The organism is Dysgonomonas sp. HGC4 (assembly GCF_001261715.1).
Lineage (GTDB): Bacteria > Bacteroidota > Bacteroidia > Bacteroidales > Dysgonomonadaceae > Dysgonomonas_A.
Map to the genome: position 1 here is coordinate 89264 of NZ_CVRU01000056.1, position 16474 is coordinate 105737.

Annotated in this window: 16 protein-coding genes; 7 read left to right on the top strand and 9 right to left on the bottom strand. The window is 35.0% G+C overall.

Annotation, left to right across the window (positions count from 1 at the left end; all coding sequences use genetic code 11):
* The first annotated feature begins 101 nt into the window (after nucleotides 1-101).
* Nucleotides 102-737 carry a class I SAM-dependent methyltransferase gene (locus tag HGC4_RS05345; RefSeq protein ID WP_050709100.1) on the top strand — a complete coding sequence of 212 codons (636 nt, stop codon included), beginning with the start codon at nucleotides 102-104 and terminating at the stop codon, nucleotides 735-737.
* Between the two features lie 6 nt (nucleotides 738-743).
* Here HGC4_RS05345 and HGC4_RS05350 read toward each other — a convergent pair whose 3' ends face one another.
* On the bottom strand, nucleotides 744-1523 hold the full coding sequence (locus HGC4_RS05350) for a Cof-type HAD-IIB family hydrolase (protein WP_050709101.1): 780 nt from the start codon (nucleotides 1521-1523) through the stop codon (nucleotides 744-746).
* Between the two features lie 167 nt (nucleotides 1524-1690).
* Nucleotides 1691-2344, bottom strand: coding sequence for a tetratricopeptide repeat protein (locus HGC4_RS05355; protein ID WP_050709102.1), 654 nt, complete (start codon nucleotides 2342-2344; stop codon nucleotides 1691-1693).
* 134 nt (nucleotides 2345-2478) lie between these two features.
* Between HGC4_RS05355 and HGC4_RS05360 the strand changes: the two genes are divergently transcribed.
* Nucleotides 2479-2706, top strand: a complete 228-nt coding sequence (locus tag HGC4_RS05360) for a hypothetical protein (RefSeq protein WP_050709103.1) — start codon at nucleotides 2479-2481, stop codon at nucleotides 2704-2706.
* Between the two features lie 79 nt (nucleotides 2707-2785).
* On the opposite strand, the gene HGC4_RS05365 is transcribed toward HGC4_RS05360, so the two are convergent.
* Entirely contained in the window at nucleotides 2786-3490 is a 705-nt protein-coding gene (locus HGC4_RS05365) for a 16S rRNA (uracil(1498)-N(3))-methyltransferase (RefSeq protein ID WP_050709104.1), read from the bottom strand.
* A gap of 84 nt (nucleotides 3491-3574) precedes the next feature.
* On the bottom strand, nucleotides 3575-4174 hold the full coding sequence (locus tag HGC4_RS05370) for a bifunctional nuclease family protein (protein WP_050709105.1): 600 nt from the start codon (nucleotides 4172-4174) through the stop codon (nucleotides 3575-3577).
* A 241-nt stretch (nucleotides 4175-4415) separates the two neighbouring features.
* On the opposite strand from HGC4_RS05370, the gene HGC4_RS05375 reads away from it, so the two are divergent.
* The 3 genes from HGC4_RS05375 to HGC4_RS05385 all read left to right on the top strand — a co-directional run bounded on the left by HGC4_RS05375 (nucleotide 4416) and on the right by HGC4_RS05385 (nucleotide 8113).
* Nucleotides 4416-4847 (top strand): GtrA family protein, encoded by a 432-nt coding sequence (locus tag HGC4_RS05375; protein WP_050709106.1) that lies wholly within the window; start codon nucleotides 4416-4418, stop codon nucleotides 4845-4847.
* A gap of 186 nt (nucleotides 4848-5033) precedes the next feature.
* On the top strand, nucleotides 5034-6236 hold the full coding sequence (coaBC, locus tag HGC4_RS05380; RefSeq protein ID WP_050709107.1) for a bifunctional phosphopantothenoylcysteine decarboxylase/phosphopantothenate--cysteine ligase CoaBC: 1203 nt from the start codon (nucleotides 5034-5036) through the stop codon (nucleotides 6234-6236).
* A gap of 173 nt (nucleotides 6237-6409) precedes the next feature.
* The gene (locus tag HGC4_RS05385) at nucleotides 6410-8113 is read left to right on the top strand and encodes a M23 family metallopeptidase (protein WP_050709108.1); all 1704 of its coding nucleotides are present in this window, start codon (nucleotides 6410-6412) and stop codon (nucleotides 8111-8113) included.
* Nucleotides 8114-8218: 105 nt separating this feature from the next.
* Here the strand turns inward: HGC4_RS05385 and HGC4_RS05390 are convergent, their stop codons facing one another.
* The gene (locus HGC4_RS05390; protein WP_050709109.1) at nucleotides 8219-11161 is read right to left on the bottom strand and encodes a tetratricopeptide repeat protein; all 2943 of its coding nucleotides are present in this window, start codon (nucleotides 11159-11161) and stop codon (nucleotides 8219-8221) included.
* Between the two features lie 368 nt (nucleotides 11162-11529).
* On the opposite strand from HGC4_RS05390, the gene HGC4_RS05395 reads away from it, so the two are divergent.
* Nucleotides 11530-12066 (top strand): C40 family peptidase, encoded by a 537-nt coding sequence (locus tag HGC4_RS05395; protein ID WP_082204076.1) that lies wholly within the window; start codon nucleotides 11530-11532, stop codon nucleotides 12064-12066.
* Between the two features lie 108 nt (nucleotides 12067-12174).
* On the opposite strand, the gene HGC4_RS05400 is transcribed toward HGC4_RS05395, so the two are convergent.
* Nucleotides 12175-13701 carry a sulfatase gene (locus tag HGC4_RS05400; RefSeq protein WP_050709128.1) on the bottom strand — a complete coding sequence of 509 codons (1527 nt, stop codon included), beginning with the start codon at nucleotides 13699-13701 and terminating at the stop codon, nucleotides 12175-12177.
* A 726-nt stretch (nucleotides 13702-14427) separates the two neighbouring features.
* Between HGC4_RS05400 and HGC4_RS18355 the strand changes: the two genes are divergently transcribed.
* Nucleotides 14428-15063, top strand: a complete 636-nt coding sequence (locus tag HGC4_RS18355; protein WP_082204077.1) for a DUF4377 domain-containing protein — start codon at nucleotides 14428-14430, stop codon at nucleotides 15061-15063.
* Nucleotides 15064-15136: 73 nt separating this feature from the next.
* On the opposite strand, the gene HGC4_RS05410 is transcribed toward HGC4_RS18355, so the two are convergent.
* The 3 genes from HGC4_RS05410 to HGC4_RS05420 all read right to left on the bottom strand — a co-directional run bounded on the left by HGC4_RS05410 (nucleotide 15137) and on the right by HGC4_RS05420 (nucleotide 16302).
* Nucleotides 15137-15760 carry a hypothetical protein gene (locus tag HGC4_RS05410; RefSeq protein WP_050709110.1) on the bottom strand — a complete coding sequence of 208 codons (624 nt, stop codon included), beginning with the start codon at nucleotides 15758-15760 and terminating at the stop codon, nucleotides 15137-15139.
* 66 nt (nucleotides 15761-15826) lie between these two features.
* Entirely contained in the window at nucleotides 15827-16078 is a 252-nt protein-coding gene (locus HGC4_RS05415; protein WP_050709111.1) for a hypothetical protein, read from the bottom strand.
* A gap of 65 nt (nucleotides 16079-16143) precedes the next feature.
* Nucleotides 16144-16302, bottom strand: coding sequence for a hypothetical protein (locus HGC4_RS05420; protein WP_157258144.1), 159 nt, complete (start codon nucleotides 16300-16302; stop codon nucleotides 16144-16146).
* Nucleotides 16303-16474: the final 172 nt, after the last annotated feature.

Consider the following 16474-nt stretch of genomic DNA (forward strand, 5'->3'; position numbering starts at 1 on the left):
CCTAGATTTTACCCCTATACTACTTTTAAGAAAAACTAATACAATTTATAATGCTAAAACATTACCTTTAGACCCTAATCACTAATGATAACCAAGTTCTTATGCAAAACGCAGATTATTATTCATTTGACAGAAAAGAAATCTTCCCATTTATACCCCAAAATATAGAGAAAACTTTAGATGTAGGTTGTGCTGCCGGAGTCTTCTCCAATAAGCTTAAAAAAGAAAGAAACCCTGAGACTTGGGGAATAGAAATGCAAAAAGAAGCCGCCGAAATTGCAAAAACAAGATTGGATAAAGTTTTAATTGGATCTTTTGACGAAGTTTCGGATGACCTCCCTCAACAATATTTCGATTGTGTTTTCTTTAATGATGTGCTCGAACATATGCCATATCCGGAAACGTGCTTAACAAAAATAAAAGCGAATGTACATCCGAAGGGAAAAATTATAGCGTCAATTCCCAATATGAGACACATAGAGGTATTGAGAGAATTATTGTTTCAAAAAGACTGGAAGTACAAAGATTCTGGAATTTTGGATAGAACCCATTTGCGTTTCTTCACGAAGAAAAGTATAATACGAATGTTTAAAGATTGCGGATATAAAATAGATCTGATAAAAGGAATAAACAGTGTTAGCCCTTATTGTCTGACATCAATACTCTCCAAATTATCATTAAATTCACTTGACGATATAAAACATAAGCAATTTATAATAGTAGCCTCACCAATATAAGAAGTTTTAGATAACACCAAAATGCTTCAATGCGTTTTGAATCCCATCATCATCTGCCGAATCTGTAATGTAATCGGCAGCCTGCTTTGCCTCATCGCCGGCATTGCCCATAGCTACACCAATGGCAACATGCTTCAGCATCTGAACATCGTTACCACCATCACCAAACGCCATCGTTTCGGAGAAGTCTAACTTATAATATTCGAGAAACTTATCAATACCCGTTCGTTTACTATTACCTCTAACATTTACATCTGCAAAAAGAGGATTCCAACGACTAGCGTCACAATGAGTCAACACTGTATCTAAGATTTCTTGTTCCTGTTCTTTATTTATAAAAGCATCTATTTGCAGAACTTCCTCTTTATCTATTTCATCCAATATTCCCAGAGGAGACAAGGGAACATCTACCAAACGACTTATTTCTCTCACATTTTCATCAATACAATTAATAAGCTCTTTCTTTTCGGTTATAAAAATAGAAGGGAAGAGGAACTTTTCCGAATGATAACGAAGAAGGGCATCTATATTTTCTCTAGGTATTGGATTGGTGAAAATCGTTTCATTTTCGGAATTAATACAATGAGCTCCATTCAAAGTAATAAGCCCATCGAAAACCAAACCGTTCAGATCACCTATTTGCTTGAAATAACGTCCTGTTGCTATAAAAACTTTAATTCCTTTTTCCTTTACCTCATTTATTGCATCAATTGTAGATTGAGGAATAGAATGTGTCTTAAAACTTTTCAGAGTACCATCAATATCAAAAAAAATAGCCTTTATCATATTTTTGTTTCTTCTATTTTACTAATTCCAAATCAAGTATCTAAAAGAGTTACTCTAATCATTTAAAAGAGATATTCTCTAGAGAAAGCACTCTTTATTTCCTCTGTCATTTTTATAAAAAACTCCAGTCTTACTTATTGCATAAAGAAGACTATATATCGTTTTTTTCAGATGTATTTTTTCTCGAAGAAGATACTGTTCTTTCTGGTAACAGCGTATTTCATCAATAATTCTTCGAATTTCTTGTCTTTGCGAATATTATCAAAATCGGGATCTTTTTCAATTAGAGACTTAGTTAGTCTATTTGACTTAATTTGATACTTATTCGTTAAAGCTTTTTCTAACCATTCTAGAGATTTCTTTTTCTTATTTAATAGAGAATACATGCATGCTAGATTGTATGCCGCAACCTGATCGCCCAACTTCTCTGACTTTAGACACAATGTTGTGATCTCAGATTCGTAATAACGAATATTATTCTCCATTTTAGCCAGTCTTAATACAGCTACAGCCCAATCGTTATATACATAGACACTAGAAGAACCCAACTCCGAAGCCCTTCTATACATCTCAAAACTTTCTTTGAACATTGCCTTATCTTTGTTTTTTTCGCCAAGATCTACTAAAACATTTGCTCTACTATAAAATATATACTGATCTGTAGAGTCTAACTCTAACACTTTTTGATAACAGATATTTGCAGCTTCCAAGTTCCCTGCTTCTTCAGCAACATCTGCTCTCTCAATCCAGACATCAGCACTTTGCGAATAAATGATTGTAGATATAAAGCATAAGCAGAAAAGTATAGTACATTTTTTCATAAGGTCTCAGACTTAAATTAAAGATGTAAAAGTAATATAATTGTACAAGTATCTCAAAAACCCTTTGAAGGAATAAGGATTCTACATTCTAAGAATTTATTATCTTTACATATCTAAAAAATGGATCAGGAAATATGAATGAGCTACCCAAAGAAAACAATCAATCACTGCCACCCAATGAAGCTTTAAAACCGCTCATTGATGCCTTTGTAGAGAGTGCCAGAAGATCGTTAGAATACGATATTACAAAGTATTCTCTAAAACGATACGAATCATTTATATGCAAAGGGTATTACAAAAAGAAATTATATAAAGCCATTCTAGCTTTGAGAGAATTCAATAAAGAAGTCGCAGAAAAATAAAGACTCAGCCCTATTTATATAGTAAATATAAATGCCTTAATTCTTTTGAGATTAATATTAAGATACCTCGTACTGATTATTATCCATTAAGTATTTGGATAGTATTGCAAGCAACCAAAGCAGCAGTTTCAGCACGTAAACGGCTTTCCCCTAAACTTATCGGTTCAAACCCGCACTTTAGAGCCTCTTGTACTTCTTGTTCACTAAAATCACCTTCGGGTCCTATCAATATTAAGACATTACCCCCAGTCTTGTAGATTGTTTTTAGTAATTTCTTCTCTTGAGGATAGCAATGAGCTATAAACTTTTGCCCATCAAAAGGCTTCTTTATAAAGTTCGAGAACGAAGTCATCTCATCTAATTGAGGTAGAACTGCTTTCTGTGATTGCTTCATGGCTGAAACCAGAATTTTTTCTATACGTGGTAGTTTAACCTCCTTTCGTTCCGAGTATCTGCATAACAAAGGAGTCAGGTGATCTATCCCTATTTCTGTTGCCTTCTCAGCAAACCATTCAATACGATCTAGATTTTTAGTAGGTGCAAATGCAATATGTAGATAATTGCCCCAAGGCATTGGCTCAACTATAGTTTGGATGATATTTACAACACAATGTTTTTGATGAGCCTCAACAATTTCGGCATCAAAGAAATTCCCTTTTCCATCGGTCACCAATATTTCATCGCCTTCTTTTTTACGCAAAACTCTCACACAATGTGCTGATTCATCTTGTGGTAAAGTATTATCTTGCTGAATATTGGGGGCGTAAAATATAGTTTTATCCATAATGTTATATAAAAAGGGCTTGATACTTAAGCTACAAAAAAGATTTAATGTCGCGTTTCGGAATCAGAAAAAAGATTGAAGATCTTAATGATTAAATCGTTTATCCATTTCGTCACGTAAGACGGATGCCAATTCATAATCTTCATTATCAATAGCTTCCTGCAACATCGAGTTCAACTCTTCTTCACTAAGTAATGCATAACTATCCATATATTCTGTACTGTCATGACCAGTTACAATCTCTTTGTTGTCAATATCGTCTTCGCCTTCGCTGAATACTATTGCCAACTTCTGCATTATCTCTTCCGTAGTATATATGGCAGATTTACTTCTCAAAGCAATTCCAATAGCATCGGATGTACGAGACTCTATTGAAATCTCTTTTTCTCCTTGCTTAAAGATCAGTTTAGAATAAAAAATACCATTATCATACTTATAAATAAGCACTTCTTGAAGAACGATTCCCCATTCGGACATAAATGAATAAAACAGATCATGAGTCAATGGACGTGGAGGAGACGTATTTTGCAACTTAAAGGCAATAGATTGAGCCTCAGGCGTCCCGACAACAACCATAAGACGTCTTACACCATTCTCTTCTGCCAAAACCAAGCCATATGTGCCTGATTGTGTTTGGTTAAACGAGAATCCCAAAACTGATAATTTCACCTTTTTTTCCGTCACAATAAATAACCTTTGTAAGAGTATTGTAATTCAAAAATAGTCATTTTTATGGTATTTGCAGAGCGAAAAAGCAAATTTTTAAATAATAATCGTACAAAAAGACAAATCTCAAAAGAAATAAAGCCTTATCTTTGCGCCCTAGGAGAACAATAAAGTATTTATCATCATATCTTTATTTCAATAAAATTTGGTTATTTTTTCACCAAAATAATAAAAAGATCTGAGATCTAAGTAATACATAATGAATCAATCTTTCAAAGAATTAGTAAAGTACGGAATAGTCGGTTTTATTGGATTAGGTGTCGATTGGGCAGCATTTTTTCTCTTCCGAGATGTTATTGGAATCAACTATATTGCCTCGCATATACTCAGTTCGATATTAGCTATTACAAATAACTTTGTACTTAATAGCTACTTTACTTTCAAAGCCACCGATAAAATATGGCAAAGAGGTATTTCATTTTTCGGCATTGCCGGAATAGGATTAGTTATCGGTTCTGTTTTGCTTCCGGTATTCGTACAGCTAATCAATCTTAGCATCACCCATCTCGACTTAAGTCCGTTAGCACCAAAGGTTGTACAAAATCTTTCGAAATTAGTAATAACCGTCATTATCGCTTTTTTACAATTCTTTTTAAATAAATACTTTACATTTAAGAAAAAGGATGCGTGATGTAGCAAAGCGTTTGCTATTTTTGCAATGAATTCAATATTAGTTCGAGACAATATTTAAACTTGACACCACTTAAATAAACAGAATTATTTAATGGTGTATTTTCGAGCTACAACAGTATATAATTGTTATTCTTATCAAAATATTAAATAGGTCTGTGACCTTAATTTATAAGACAATAGAGAAATGACACTAAAAGGTAAACATATAGTATTAGGTATAACCGGTAGTATCGCTGCATACAAAGCAGCATCACTAGCCCGTCTATTCGTTAAAGAAGGCGCAGAAGTGCAGATTGTGATTACCCCCTCGGGAAAAGAATTTATTACTCCTGTTACATTATCTGCTTTAACCGGCAAACCAGTTGTATGCGATTTCTTTGGTGCAAACGATGGTACATGGCATAGTCACGTAGACTTAGGCTTATGGGCTGACTTTATGGTTATAGCTCCGGCAACAGCAGCAACAATGGGTAAAATGGCAAACGGAATTGCCGATAATATGCTTGTAACGACCTACATGTCGATGAAAGCTCCCGTATTTATTGCTCCTGCAATGGATTTAGATATGTTTGCGCATCCTTCTACTGCACGAAATATAGCTCTACTTCAATCATACGGTAACCTCGTCATTGAGCCTGCTTCGGGCGAATTGGCTAGCCATCTGATAGGAAAAGGTAGAATGGAAGAACCCGAAAATATCGTAGCCTACATCAAGGAACATTTCGAGAAACAAGAGTCTCTTTCAAAAAAAAAAATCCTGATAACAGCGGGACCTACGTATGAAAAATTAGATCCCGTACGGTTTATAGGAAACTATTCGTCGGGAAAGATGGGTTTTGCTTTAGCTGAAGAATGTGCCGAAAGAGGGGCAGAAGTTATTCTTATAGCAGGTCCTGTATCTTTAAAAACAAGCCATCGTAACATCCAGCGAATCGACGTTGAATCGGCTGAACAAATGTACGAAGCTGCAACAAAAGAATTTGCAGACACAGATGCAGCCATATTATGTGCTGCGGTAGCCGATTATCGCCCCAAAGAACAAGCTGATAATAAAATAAAAAGAGCTGAAGGTTCAAATCTCACATTAGAGCTCATTCCCAACAAAGACATTGCAGCATCATTAGGCAAAGTAAAAAAAGAGGGACAAATCTTGATTGGTTTTGCTTTAGAAACTAATAATGAAGAGCAGAACGCACTTGCCAAAATTCAGAAAAAAAACCTTGATTTTATTGTGCTAAACTCCCTAAATGATAATGGTGCAGGGTTTCAGTACGACACCAATAAAATTGCAATCTTAAACAAGAGCGGCAAGCGTACAAATTTCGAATTAAAGAACAAAAAAGACGTAGCTAAAGACATTATCAATAATACCTTAGAGCTCATCTAAAGTTTCTTCGAAGTATATTTTCCATTTAAAATAAGCAAACACAAAATCTTTATAGCCTAATACTTGTTGTATTAAGGATAATGTTTGTAGAATCGTATTATATCACAATAATGCGATTCAATAATAGTAACACGAGTTTAAGGCTTTCTTAAACATCTTATAATTAATATATAATGAATAAGATCATCACAACTATATTTCTATTTCTATCGTTAAATAGTTTTGCACAAGATTACAGAAGTCCATTAGATATACCCCTATTATTGAGCGCCAATTTCTGCGAACTTCGTAATAACCATTTCCACTCAGGTATAGATATAAAAACGCAGGGTGTTGAAGGCAAGCCTATATATAGCGTAACCGACGGATATATATCGCGAATAGGTGTTTCGCCCAGCGGATATGGATTGGCTTTATATATAGACCACCCCAATGGACAGACGTCGGTTTACGGACATTTGAGTTCTTATAATGTAAGAATAGGCGAATATGTAAAACAAGAACAATATAAGCAGGAAAGTTTTAGAATTGATGTAAAACTTAAACCTTATCAAATTCCGGTAAAAAAGGGAGAACTTGTAGCTTATAGTGGCAATACAGGAGGATCAGGAGGTCCACACCTGCATTTCGAAATAAGAGATACTAAAACAGAAAATGCTTTAGACCCTTTGGTCTATTATAAGAAATTAATCTCCGATAATAAATCGCCCGATATAAAAGGAATTGCAGCCTACCCCGTTCCGGGCAGAGGTGTTATAAATGGCACTATCCTACCCTTGCGCCAAGCTGTTAGCTTACTAAAATCAGGAGAATACTCGGGATTAAAACAATCGATTGAAGCATGGGGATTAATAGGATTTGGAATAAAAGCTTATGACCGAATGGATGCTACATCTAACATTTATGGTGTAAGAGTTGTCAAACTTTCAGTAGATGGCAAGCAAATATTCAAATCAGAGACTGCAGGCTTCTCATTTGATCAAAGTCGTATGATAAATACATTTACCGAATTTGCAGAATGGAGACTTAACAAGTCGTTCTATATGCAATCATTTATAGAACCAGGTAATAAATTGCCTTTCTATTCGGCTGTAAATAGCGGCTACATCAATATAGATGAAGAACGTCCCTACAAAATATCTTACGAGTTGGAAGATCTGTATGGAAATAAGTCTACATACGATTTTACAATCAGAGGTCAAAAGCAAAATATACTTACGCCATCTGCTTGCAATCAGGTTTTGATATGGGACGAAGATAACAAATACAACACCAATCAATTTTCGCTATCTATCTCAAAAGGGAACTTATACAATGATGTATGCTTCACTCTTTCTCAAGCTTCGTCAACAGATTTCTTTTCTGATATCTTTACAGTAAACAAAACTCCTGTACCCCTCGATAAATCGGGAGAAGTGACCATAAAATTATCATCAGACCCTATAAGTAATAAAAAACAATATGGCTTGGTACAAGTGAACAATAACAACAAAAGAGGAGCTTGGGTTGGCGGCACTTACAAGAATGGATCTGTGGTAGCTTCAATTCGCGAATTGGGCATGCGATTAAGTGTCTCTGCTGATACCGAAGCACCTACTGTAACACGTATAGAATCCTCAACATCGGGAAAAAGAAGAATAATAGTACCTAAAGACGAGATAAGACTGCGCGTAAGCGATAACCTTAGTGGTGTAGCCACTTTCAGAGGAACAATTGATGGTAAATTTGCATTATTTACACATGACATGAAATCTCCTATAATTACATATAAGTTTGATCCTGCACGATTAAAAAAGGGTATAACTCATAAGCTTGTTTTTACAGCAACAGATGCATGTGGAAATTCAACCCAATACACTGCTGACTTCGTATATTAAGACTACTGAAAAAACCGTAGCTGTTGTTTACAATGCTACAACTAAATACAAAAAAAAGACCATCCTTCAACAGGATGGTCTTTTTTTAATATGTTTTTTTATTCTTTACTCTTCAAGATTGTCATTCGAATCTGGCGATTGCACCTTCATCAACTTGGTTATAACATCCACTTGCTTCTGAGCCTTTTCAATTAATCTCTGATTGTTTGGCTCCAGCGAAATTACCTTTATAAAATCGTTAAGACCTTGTTGATACTGCTCTGTTACTTTACTAGCTAATCCTCTATTAAAGTAAGCTTTTGTATAATTAGGATTCAACTCAATAGCTTTACTGTAATCTTCAATCGCAACACTGTGCTGACTATGATTATAATAGATATTGCCTCTATTAAAGTAAGTTTCTGCTAACTCAGGATTAAGACGGATAGCCTCCGTATAATCTTTTACAGCCGAATCGTATGCCTGCTTATTAGTATATGCATTTCCTCTATTAAAATACGCTTCCGCATTTTCAGGAGAAATAAGCAATAACTCGCTAAAGTTAAAGATTGCCGAATCAAAATCTTTAAGGTATGCATACGACAAACCTCTATTCAGATAAGCTTCTGCATAATTAGAATCTAACTCTAACACTCTATCATAATTAGCAATAGCCTCAGAGTATTCCTCTTCTTTAAAGTAAGCGGTTGCCAAATTAGCATATACATGAACTCCAGCCTTCTGATTAATTACAACCTTGTTATAATCGACAATAGCCAATTTGAACTGATTGGTTTTGAAATAAGCATCGGCTCTGTACAAATACACCTCAATACTATCAGGATTTAAACGAAGTACCTCATCAAAGTCGGCTATTGCCTGATCGTATTGGTCTTTGATATAATAACACTCTCCTCGTTTGAAATAAGCCCTCTCGTCTGTTGAATTAACATTGATGGCTTCCGTAAAGTCAGCTATTGCTTTATCGTATTCGCCTACACTAAAATATACGCTTCCACGACTAAACAAGTCTATACTATTAGGATCTAAACGCAATGCTTCATTACAATCGTCTATTGCTTTCTGAAACTCACCTTTATTATTATAAGCATTGCCTCTGTTATTATAAGCTTCTGCATTATTAGGATTTAGTTCTATAGCTTTATTAAAATCTTCAATCGCTTTATCAACATCATTACGTTGCAATAAAATTGTTCCTCGAAGATTATACACAGATGCATCATCTGGATTCAAACGAAGTACTGTATTAAAGTTATCAATAGCTCTGTCGTATTCTTTTCTATTATAATACACTAACCCACGATTGTAATATGCTTTATCATAATCGGGAGATATAATAATTGTAGCATTATAATCATTGATAGCCTTATCTAATTCATTTATTTTTGCATACGCCAATCCTCTATTATAATAAGCATCTTTATCATTAGGATTAAGTCTAAGTGTAGCATTGAAGTCTTCAATTGCTTTATCATAATTCTCCAACGATAGGTACACCATTCCTCTATTCAAATACGCTTTGATATTATTAGGTTTGATACGCAGGGTTGCATCAAAATTTTCGATTGCCTGATTATTCAATCCTTTACTTTTACAAATCACACCCCTATTAAAATAAGCTTTGGCATCATAAGGATTCATTTTCAAAGTGGTATCATAATCATTCAAAGCATCATCAAACAAGCCCATATTAAAATAGGCATTGGCTCGATTATAATAAGCATTGGTATAGCTAGGGTTTAATTGAATCGCTTCATTGTAATCTTGTATAGCTTTATCGTACTGTCCCATATTACTGAACGTAGTACCTCTGCTATAAAATGTTTCAGCATCATTCAAATTCAAATTGATAGCTGTATTATAATTTTCGAGAGCGTGCTCAAAATCACCTTTATCGCTGTATGCTGTTCCTTTATTAAAATACGCCTCAGCATATTCAGGATTTAATGCTAATGCCTGATTATAATTCTCTATAGCAACATCATATTGTCCTTTGTTACCATACGCTGTTCCTCTATTATAATAAGCCTCTGTATAATTTGAGTTTAGTTCGATAGCCCTATCATAATCCAGTATAGCTTTATCATGCTCACCTATACTATTGTACACATTTCCTCTATTATTAAAAACCTGAGGCTGATTCGCATTTATTTCTATCAGTTTTGTATATGTTGCAATAGATTGTACAGTATCTGCATTTGCTGAATAAGCCTGAGCTAAGTAGAAATAAGTTTGATAAAGCAAACTGCTTTTTCGATCTTTATCTATCACCTCATCCTTTTCTATATTTTTTGCAATTTCCTCCAACGCTCCAATTTTTGTAGTCATATCAGCTTTACTTATTGCTGCATGTATATCAAAATTGTAGCTCGAAGTGCGTGCGTCTTCTTTTATATTTCCCTCTATTTTTTCGACTGCCGAAAGGGTACTTTCCACCTTACCCAAAGCAACTTCGATCTCGTTCTTACGATCGTCTATTTCTTGAGTCTTAGCATCAATTTGCTCTTTCTGAGCATCAATCTCTAATTTCTTAGAATCTATATCTTTTTTCTTGTGGTCTATCTCATCATTTTTATCAGTCACCTTGTCAAGAGTATCCTCCACGGCTTTCATACGATCTTTTAACTCCATAAAACCTAAGAATGAAAAAATGAGAGTTATGAGAGCCAATACCGCAGCCCAAACAAATAAGAGCATCACTGTATTATCTGCAGTTCTCGATAGCATTCCCGAATATTCGGTTAATTGGGTAGTGGCTTGTTTAATAATCGCATCCTCAGCCATTTTAGCTTTCTGGGTTTTAACCAAATTGATGCTATCAACATAATGGCGTCCTACCTGATCGGTAGCAACCACATATTGAGAGTTCTCACGAAGCATCCCAAATAGTTCTTTTAACTCCTGATTATTTTGTTCGGCACGATCAACAATACGTTTAGTGTTAATATAGCTTATGCTGCCCGCAGTTAAGGTAAGTGCTATAAGAATACACGCAAACCAGCCAAAATTGATGAATCGAGCAGTTTTTCTGTTTTTGTCAATAGCCATAGTATAGCTTTTTTATAATATATTTAATTTATGATTTTCACCTATTAGGTTCTTTAACAACGAAGTAATTATGCATACCTCATCTATCCCGGGTTAAGGAAAAGAAGCGATTTATGTGCACAGATGAATCCTTTATTATTAAGTGCCCTTTATGTTTTTTTAGATACACAGCGTGTGCTTTATTTCATATGTACCTATAAGTTACAAAAATAAGAAAAAACATTAACACTTGAACACTAAATCCTTTTTTTTAGAAATGAAAATAAATGCAAAATTTAACAATAGGAGTATTTACCTGACTAAAGGCGTCAATCATTATTACTATCTTTATGTTTCATTTTGATCATTAGAGAATAAATTAAATGTGTATGAACAGTTATTACAAGCTGACTAAATGGGTAGTTTTCACAATTGGTATATGTATACTTACAGGCTTATCTTCTTGTGGAAGCAGCAAGGTTTTATATAATCCGGTAGAAGTTGAGCAATTATCTCGTAGTTTAAGTATTCCTATCAACAACGATGACCCCAATATACCATTATATGCAGAAGTATCTCTATGGCTGGGCGTACCTTATCGTTATAGTGGAAACTCAAAAGCCGGATCCGATTGCTCAGGTTTTGTAAGCGAAGTATACAGAAGAGTATATAGCAAGAAACTCGAAAGATCGTCCGAAGATCAGGCAAAAAAAGATGTACACAAAGTAGGCAAAGGTGGATTAAAAACCGGCGATCTCGTATTTTTCAGTACCTCTCCCAGATCAAAGAAAATAGATCATGTCGGAATTTTTCTTAGAGACGGCTACTTCATTCACGCATCCACCTCCAAAGGAGTAATAGTTAGCCATCTGAATGAAGATTATTATAAACGAACGTGGAAAAAAGGAGGCAGAGTTAAATTATAAATAACTTACGATTTATAAATGAGTAAGACACTTCTAATTCTATCCCATTCTTTTAAATATATCAACAAAAAGCAGACATTTTTCTTGTCTGCTTTCTTTTTAAACTCTTTATACCTCATCAGGCCAAGGAACTAATTTTTCTGTATTTTTAAAAGAAGGTCTTTGAGCGTCAACTCTTCTAAGGTATTTACCCAAGTCTTTCGATAGATTTCTTACAATATCTACTCGCTTTTCAGATAAATTATTTATTTCACCAATATCTTCTGTTACATTAAAGAGTTCTTTCTTTCCTGTGTCATAATAATAAATCAACTTCCAATCTCCATCACGTACGGAGCAGGTTGCTCCGATTCCCGGTCCCGATGGTCCCCAGATATTCGGAAAATTCCAATACAATTTTCGATTTTTAGAAGGATTGCCTTTCTCTGTCAATAACGGAACAAAACTCACACCATCAACAGGCTGCACTGACCTGCATTTTTCCACACCCGCCATCTCCAGAATCGTTGGAAAGAAATCTTCTATAATAACATACTCATTATTTTTAGATTGCTTTTTAACTTTTTGAGGCCACGAAACAATCATAGGTTCACGTATTCCTCCCTCGTAAGCTGATCCCTTTCCACTATTTAGTGGCGAATTCTGAGTATGAGGCTCTCCACTTCGCGAAGTTGCGGCAAGCCCTCCATTATCAGACATAAACATGATTATTGTATTATCGGCTATTCCGTTTATTTCTAAGTAATCCATTAAATCACCCAAACTTTTATCCATTCCCTCAATAAGCGAAGCGTATGCCGATTCGATCTCAGTCATCCCTTTATCTCTATATTTCTGATAGAATCGCATATCTTTCTGAATAGGAATATGAATGGCATAATGCGCCATATATAAAAAGAACGGTTGATCGAGCTTTTGAGCATGATCCAGAGCTTTTTTAGCTTCCAAGGTAAGAGCTTCGGTTACAAAAATATCTTGTCCCCAATATTTATCGAGACCCGGTATAGCTTGAAGAGGACTTTTTTGTCCATCAGTTTTGTTTCCAAAATTTTCAGTTCCCAGATAACTAGCCAAACCACCTCCGGCATGCCCTGCAATATTAACTTCAAATCCGAAATGATAGGGACTTTCACCTGGAGTATCTATGGCTCCAAAATGAGCTTTTCCACAGTGTATAGTATGATAGCCATTATCTTTCAAAATCTGAGCCAATGAAGTTACCTGATAAGTATAGTCAATTCCCTCAGTTTGGCAGATTCCATTAATATTCCAGTTTGGAGGTTGTATTATATCACTCTTTCCATCATTCGATTTATTCTTCTCCAAAGTCCAGTTTGTAACGCGATGTCTGGCAGCATTCATCCCAGTCATCAAACTGACTCTTGACGGAGAACTCACACTACAAGCATAGGCTTGAGTAAACATCATTCCTTGGTCTGCTAAACGCTCCATGTTGGGAGTTTCGTACAGATTGTTCCACTGAGTCCTTTCAGTCCAAAAAGGTAACGAAGTATCTTGCCAACCCATATCATCAACCAGAAAGACTATAATATTTGGTTGCTCTTGTATTTTCTTTTGGGCAGTACTAACTAATGGGATGCATATAGCTAATGGTACAATAGATTTCCATTTCATCTTTAATGCGAATTTATGTTTTTCATAGGTTATCAACATAAAGGTACAACTTTTCGTGCAATCCATAATTTTAATTATCCTCTATTATCATATAAAATATCAACGACACAACCTCTTAGCAATATTATTTTTTTTACATTTGCTTTATGAGAGTTCGTCTAGCAATAGTTGCCATTTTGCTCATAGCAGGATTATTGATCAGTTTGTTTTCCAAAAACAAGCTGACTCGCTTTTGCCTGCACACTCCTCTCAAGGTACTACTTATCAGCTTAACAATATCTCTTCCCTTATGGATTATATCGGGCTATATTTTTAAAGACTCAGACATAAAACAATATATGGATGTTAACAATAAAGACTTATTCTTTTATCCATTTTTTATCTGTTTCAGCTGCGCCATAGCATCTTACTCTATATTTCTTAGCAAAATACGCAGCGTTCGTAAAAACTTTCTTTTGTCATTTATAAGCTTTCTCCCACTGCCCCTGCTCATATCCTTTTCCCTTGTTTCATCGCAGCTAGAATCTAGTGAATACTATTTACAAACAGCCTATTATTCGCTGGCATTCATTCTACCTCAAACCTATTTCTTCGTCTATTTTTGGAGAAGGGAGCAAAAAGGAGAATGGTCAAAAGATGGTCACTTCCACAGGTGAGACCGCACAATTATAGAACATTTTAGAATGTTGGCTGTTTTAAGAGAAGTTATTTATAAACTATCTACATATGAAAAAATTAATTGGTTTACTCTTTTTGCTACCTCTATTATTTGCATCATGCGCATCAAATAATACTGTAAAAATGACCATTGCTTCACAACAAGGAGATTGTGTGGGCGTAGCTCCTCAGAAATGCCTACTCGTAAAAAAAGGCTCCGAATCTAACTGGACATTCTTTTACAATCAAATAGAAGGCTTCGACTACAAAGAAGGCTTCGAGTATGTATTGGAAGTTAAGGAAGAAAAAGTTGAAAATCCACCTGCTGATGCTTCTTCATTAAGATATATTCTTGTAAAAGAAATATCCAAGACACCCACCACATCCGAAGGATTACCTGCATCAATAAATCCTGTTACTGAAAATTACCAATGGGTAGGACGCGTACTTGAAAAAGATGAGGTAAATATAGGTCGTGGAGCTGCCGAAGGCAAGATAAGCGCAACTGTAGTAAAATTAGTGGTTACAAGTTCCGAAACAGATAAATTCAAGGAAGGCGACACTATTCATGCCGAACTGATAACATCTCCTGCGATTGCTCCGAGCATAGGAGGAGAGTATGTTTTTAAAGCAAAAGACATGCACCCGGCACACGCTTTAGGCGTATATATGCTAGAAACAGATGTACAAGATTTGACTCGATAATAGCAATATATATAGAGTGAAAAGACAGCGACAAATTAAACCTGCCGCTGTTTTTTTTATTTATATAAACCTCTCAACATTCAGTTTTACGCAAAGTAGACCTTCTTCTTATAGTAAAATCTTTTTGCTTACAAACATCCCTACGAATTTTAGAAATTATCTCACTTATCCGACTCTGAGATATTGTTGTAAGACTCGATAAATCGGCATAGTTTATCGCAGGCTTCAAACGAACATACATCTTAAAGAGCTCAAATTCGTGAATAGGGTATTTAGCATATACAAAGTCAAAGATATCGTTCTCCAACTCAAACTTACTTTTAATCAACTCTTCATCACTTTCAGAATCGTCTATTTTATCATGATTATCCAATGGAGTTGTTACGCTTTGCGATGCCTGTATATTTATCTGCATGAAGTTGGTAAAGAATGCTCTATGAAAATACGCTTTATAATCGGCTATCTCCAATCCTCCGAAACGTATCTTATCATAAATACGCAGAAAAGTATCATTCAAAACATCTTCATCATAAGTATCTTTATTGATTAATTCAGTCTGCAAACAAGGGTAGAACCTCCCAAACCATTCTTTAAACGCATCTGCTTTCAATTGATTCTCGGGAGTGGCAATGGCTCCGGGTTTAATTTTAATATACTTCTTTCCTTTATTATTTGCTCCGCTATTACCTAGTTTCATAATTGTGTTTGGTTTTGATGGTAAGTATTCTTAATAAACAAATCGCATTCAACGAACATAGAGAAGTTAGGCATATTGCCCATATTCAATCTGATCGACAATACTAACGGTTCTTGCTTTGTGTTTAACTCGTTCGATTATACGATCAACATTAGATCGTTCTGCTTTTATCTGTACAACCGTATCAGCATCAATCCGAATAGAACGAAGATTAGTTTGTTTTTTCTTGGTACGATCTATCAATTTTTGAGCTTGTTTGATAGCATCCGATTGGTCAAAAGTTTTGTAGCGTCTCTTTGTAGATGTCTTGGTTTCCATAAGGGTTTGTTTTAAGTTTGTTTTGTTCTTTGTAAGTTTTGTTTGTGTTGTCAAGGAGAGTCTAATTAGCCGGCAGTTTTAAAGAATTCACCGAATCGTTCAAACAACTCTTTGTCTTCGTAATAGCGCTCAATAGCCCATTCCTCATTGTAATTATAAGAGTTGTTCAAATACTCTTCATTCTGTTCAAATGCAGCGTTCCAGAGCAATTCTTCTGTTGTCATATTGTAGATTATTATATTTTCTATAAAGCATACTAACATATACACATTATTCTTTATTGATAAAATTATCAAAATTAGGACTATTCGGTTTCTCGGTCACATCCTTATCCTTTTAATTTTTTCTGATATTATCAAAAGCAATCAATTGGTTTATATCGTTTTAATTTATATC

Excerpts from the sequence above, each read along its gene's own strand:
- HGC4_RS05365 (WP_050709104.1), bottom strand. The coding sequence starts at position 3,490 with ATGGATAAAACTATATTTTACGCCCCCAATATTCAGCAAGATAATACT.
- HGC4_RS05420 (WP_157258144.1), bottom strand. The coding sequence starts at position 16,302 with ATGACAACAGAAGAATTGCTCTGGAACGCTGCATTTGAACAGAATGAA.
- HGC4_RS05375 (WP_050709106.1), top strand. The coding sequence starts at position 4,416 with ATGAATCAATCTTTCAAAGAATTAGTAAAGTACGGAATAGTCGGTTTT.
- HGC4_RS18355 (WP_082204077.1), top strand. The coding sequence starts at position 14,428 with ATGAAAAAATTAATTGGTTTACTCTTTTTGCTACCTCTATTATTTGCA.
- HGC4_RS05415 (WP_050709111.1), bottom strand. The coding sequence starts at position 16,078 with ATGGAAACCAAGACATCTACAAAGAGACGCTACAAAACTTTTGACCAA.
- HGC4_RS05345 (WP_050709100.1), top strand. The coding sequence starts at position 102 with ATGCAAAACGCAGATTATTATTCATTTGACAGAAAAGAAATCTTCCCA.
- HGC4_RS05410 (WP_050709110.1), bottom strand. The coding sequence starts at position 15,760 with ATGAAACTAGGTAATAGCGGAGCAAATAATAAAGGAAAGAAGTATATT.
- HGC4_RS05400 (WP_050709128.1), bottom strand. The coding sequence starts at position 13,701 with ATGAAATGGAAATCTATTGTACCATTAGCTATATGCATCCCATTAGTT.
- HGC4_RS05355 (WP_050709102.1), bottom strand. The coding sequence starts at position 2,344 with ATGAAAAAATGTACTATACTTTTCTGCTTATGCTTTATATCTACAATC.
- HGC4_RS05350 (WP_050709101.1), bottom strand. The coding sequence starts at position 1,523 with ATGATAAAGGCTATTTTTTTTGATATTGATGGTACTCTGAAAAGTTTT.
- HGC4_RS05390 (WP_050709109.1), bottom strand. The coding sequence starts at position 11,161 with ATGGCTATTGACAAAAACAGAAAAACTGCTCGATTCATCAATTTTGGC.
- HGC4_RS05395 (WP_082204076.1), top strand. The coding sequence starts at position 11,530 with ATGAACAGTTATTACAAGCTGACTAAATGGGTAGTTTTCACAATTGGT.
- coaBC (WP_050709107.1), top strand. The coding sequence starts at position 5,034 with ATGACACTAAAAGGTAAACATATAGTATTAGGTATAACCGGTAGTATC.
- HGC4_RS05360 (WP_050709103.1), top strand. The coding sequence starts at position 2,479 with ATGAATGAGCTACCCAAAGAAAACAATCAATCACTGCCACCCAATGAA.
- HGC4_RS05385 (WP_050709108.1), top strand. The coding sequence starts at position 6,410 with ATGAATAAGATCATCACAACTATATTTCTATTTCTATCGTTAAATAGT.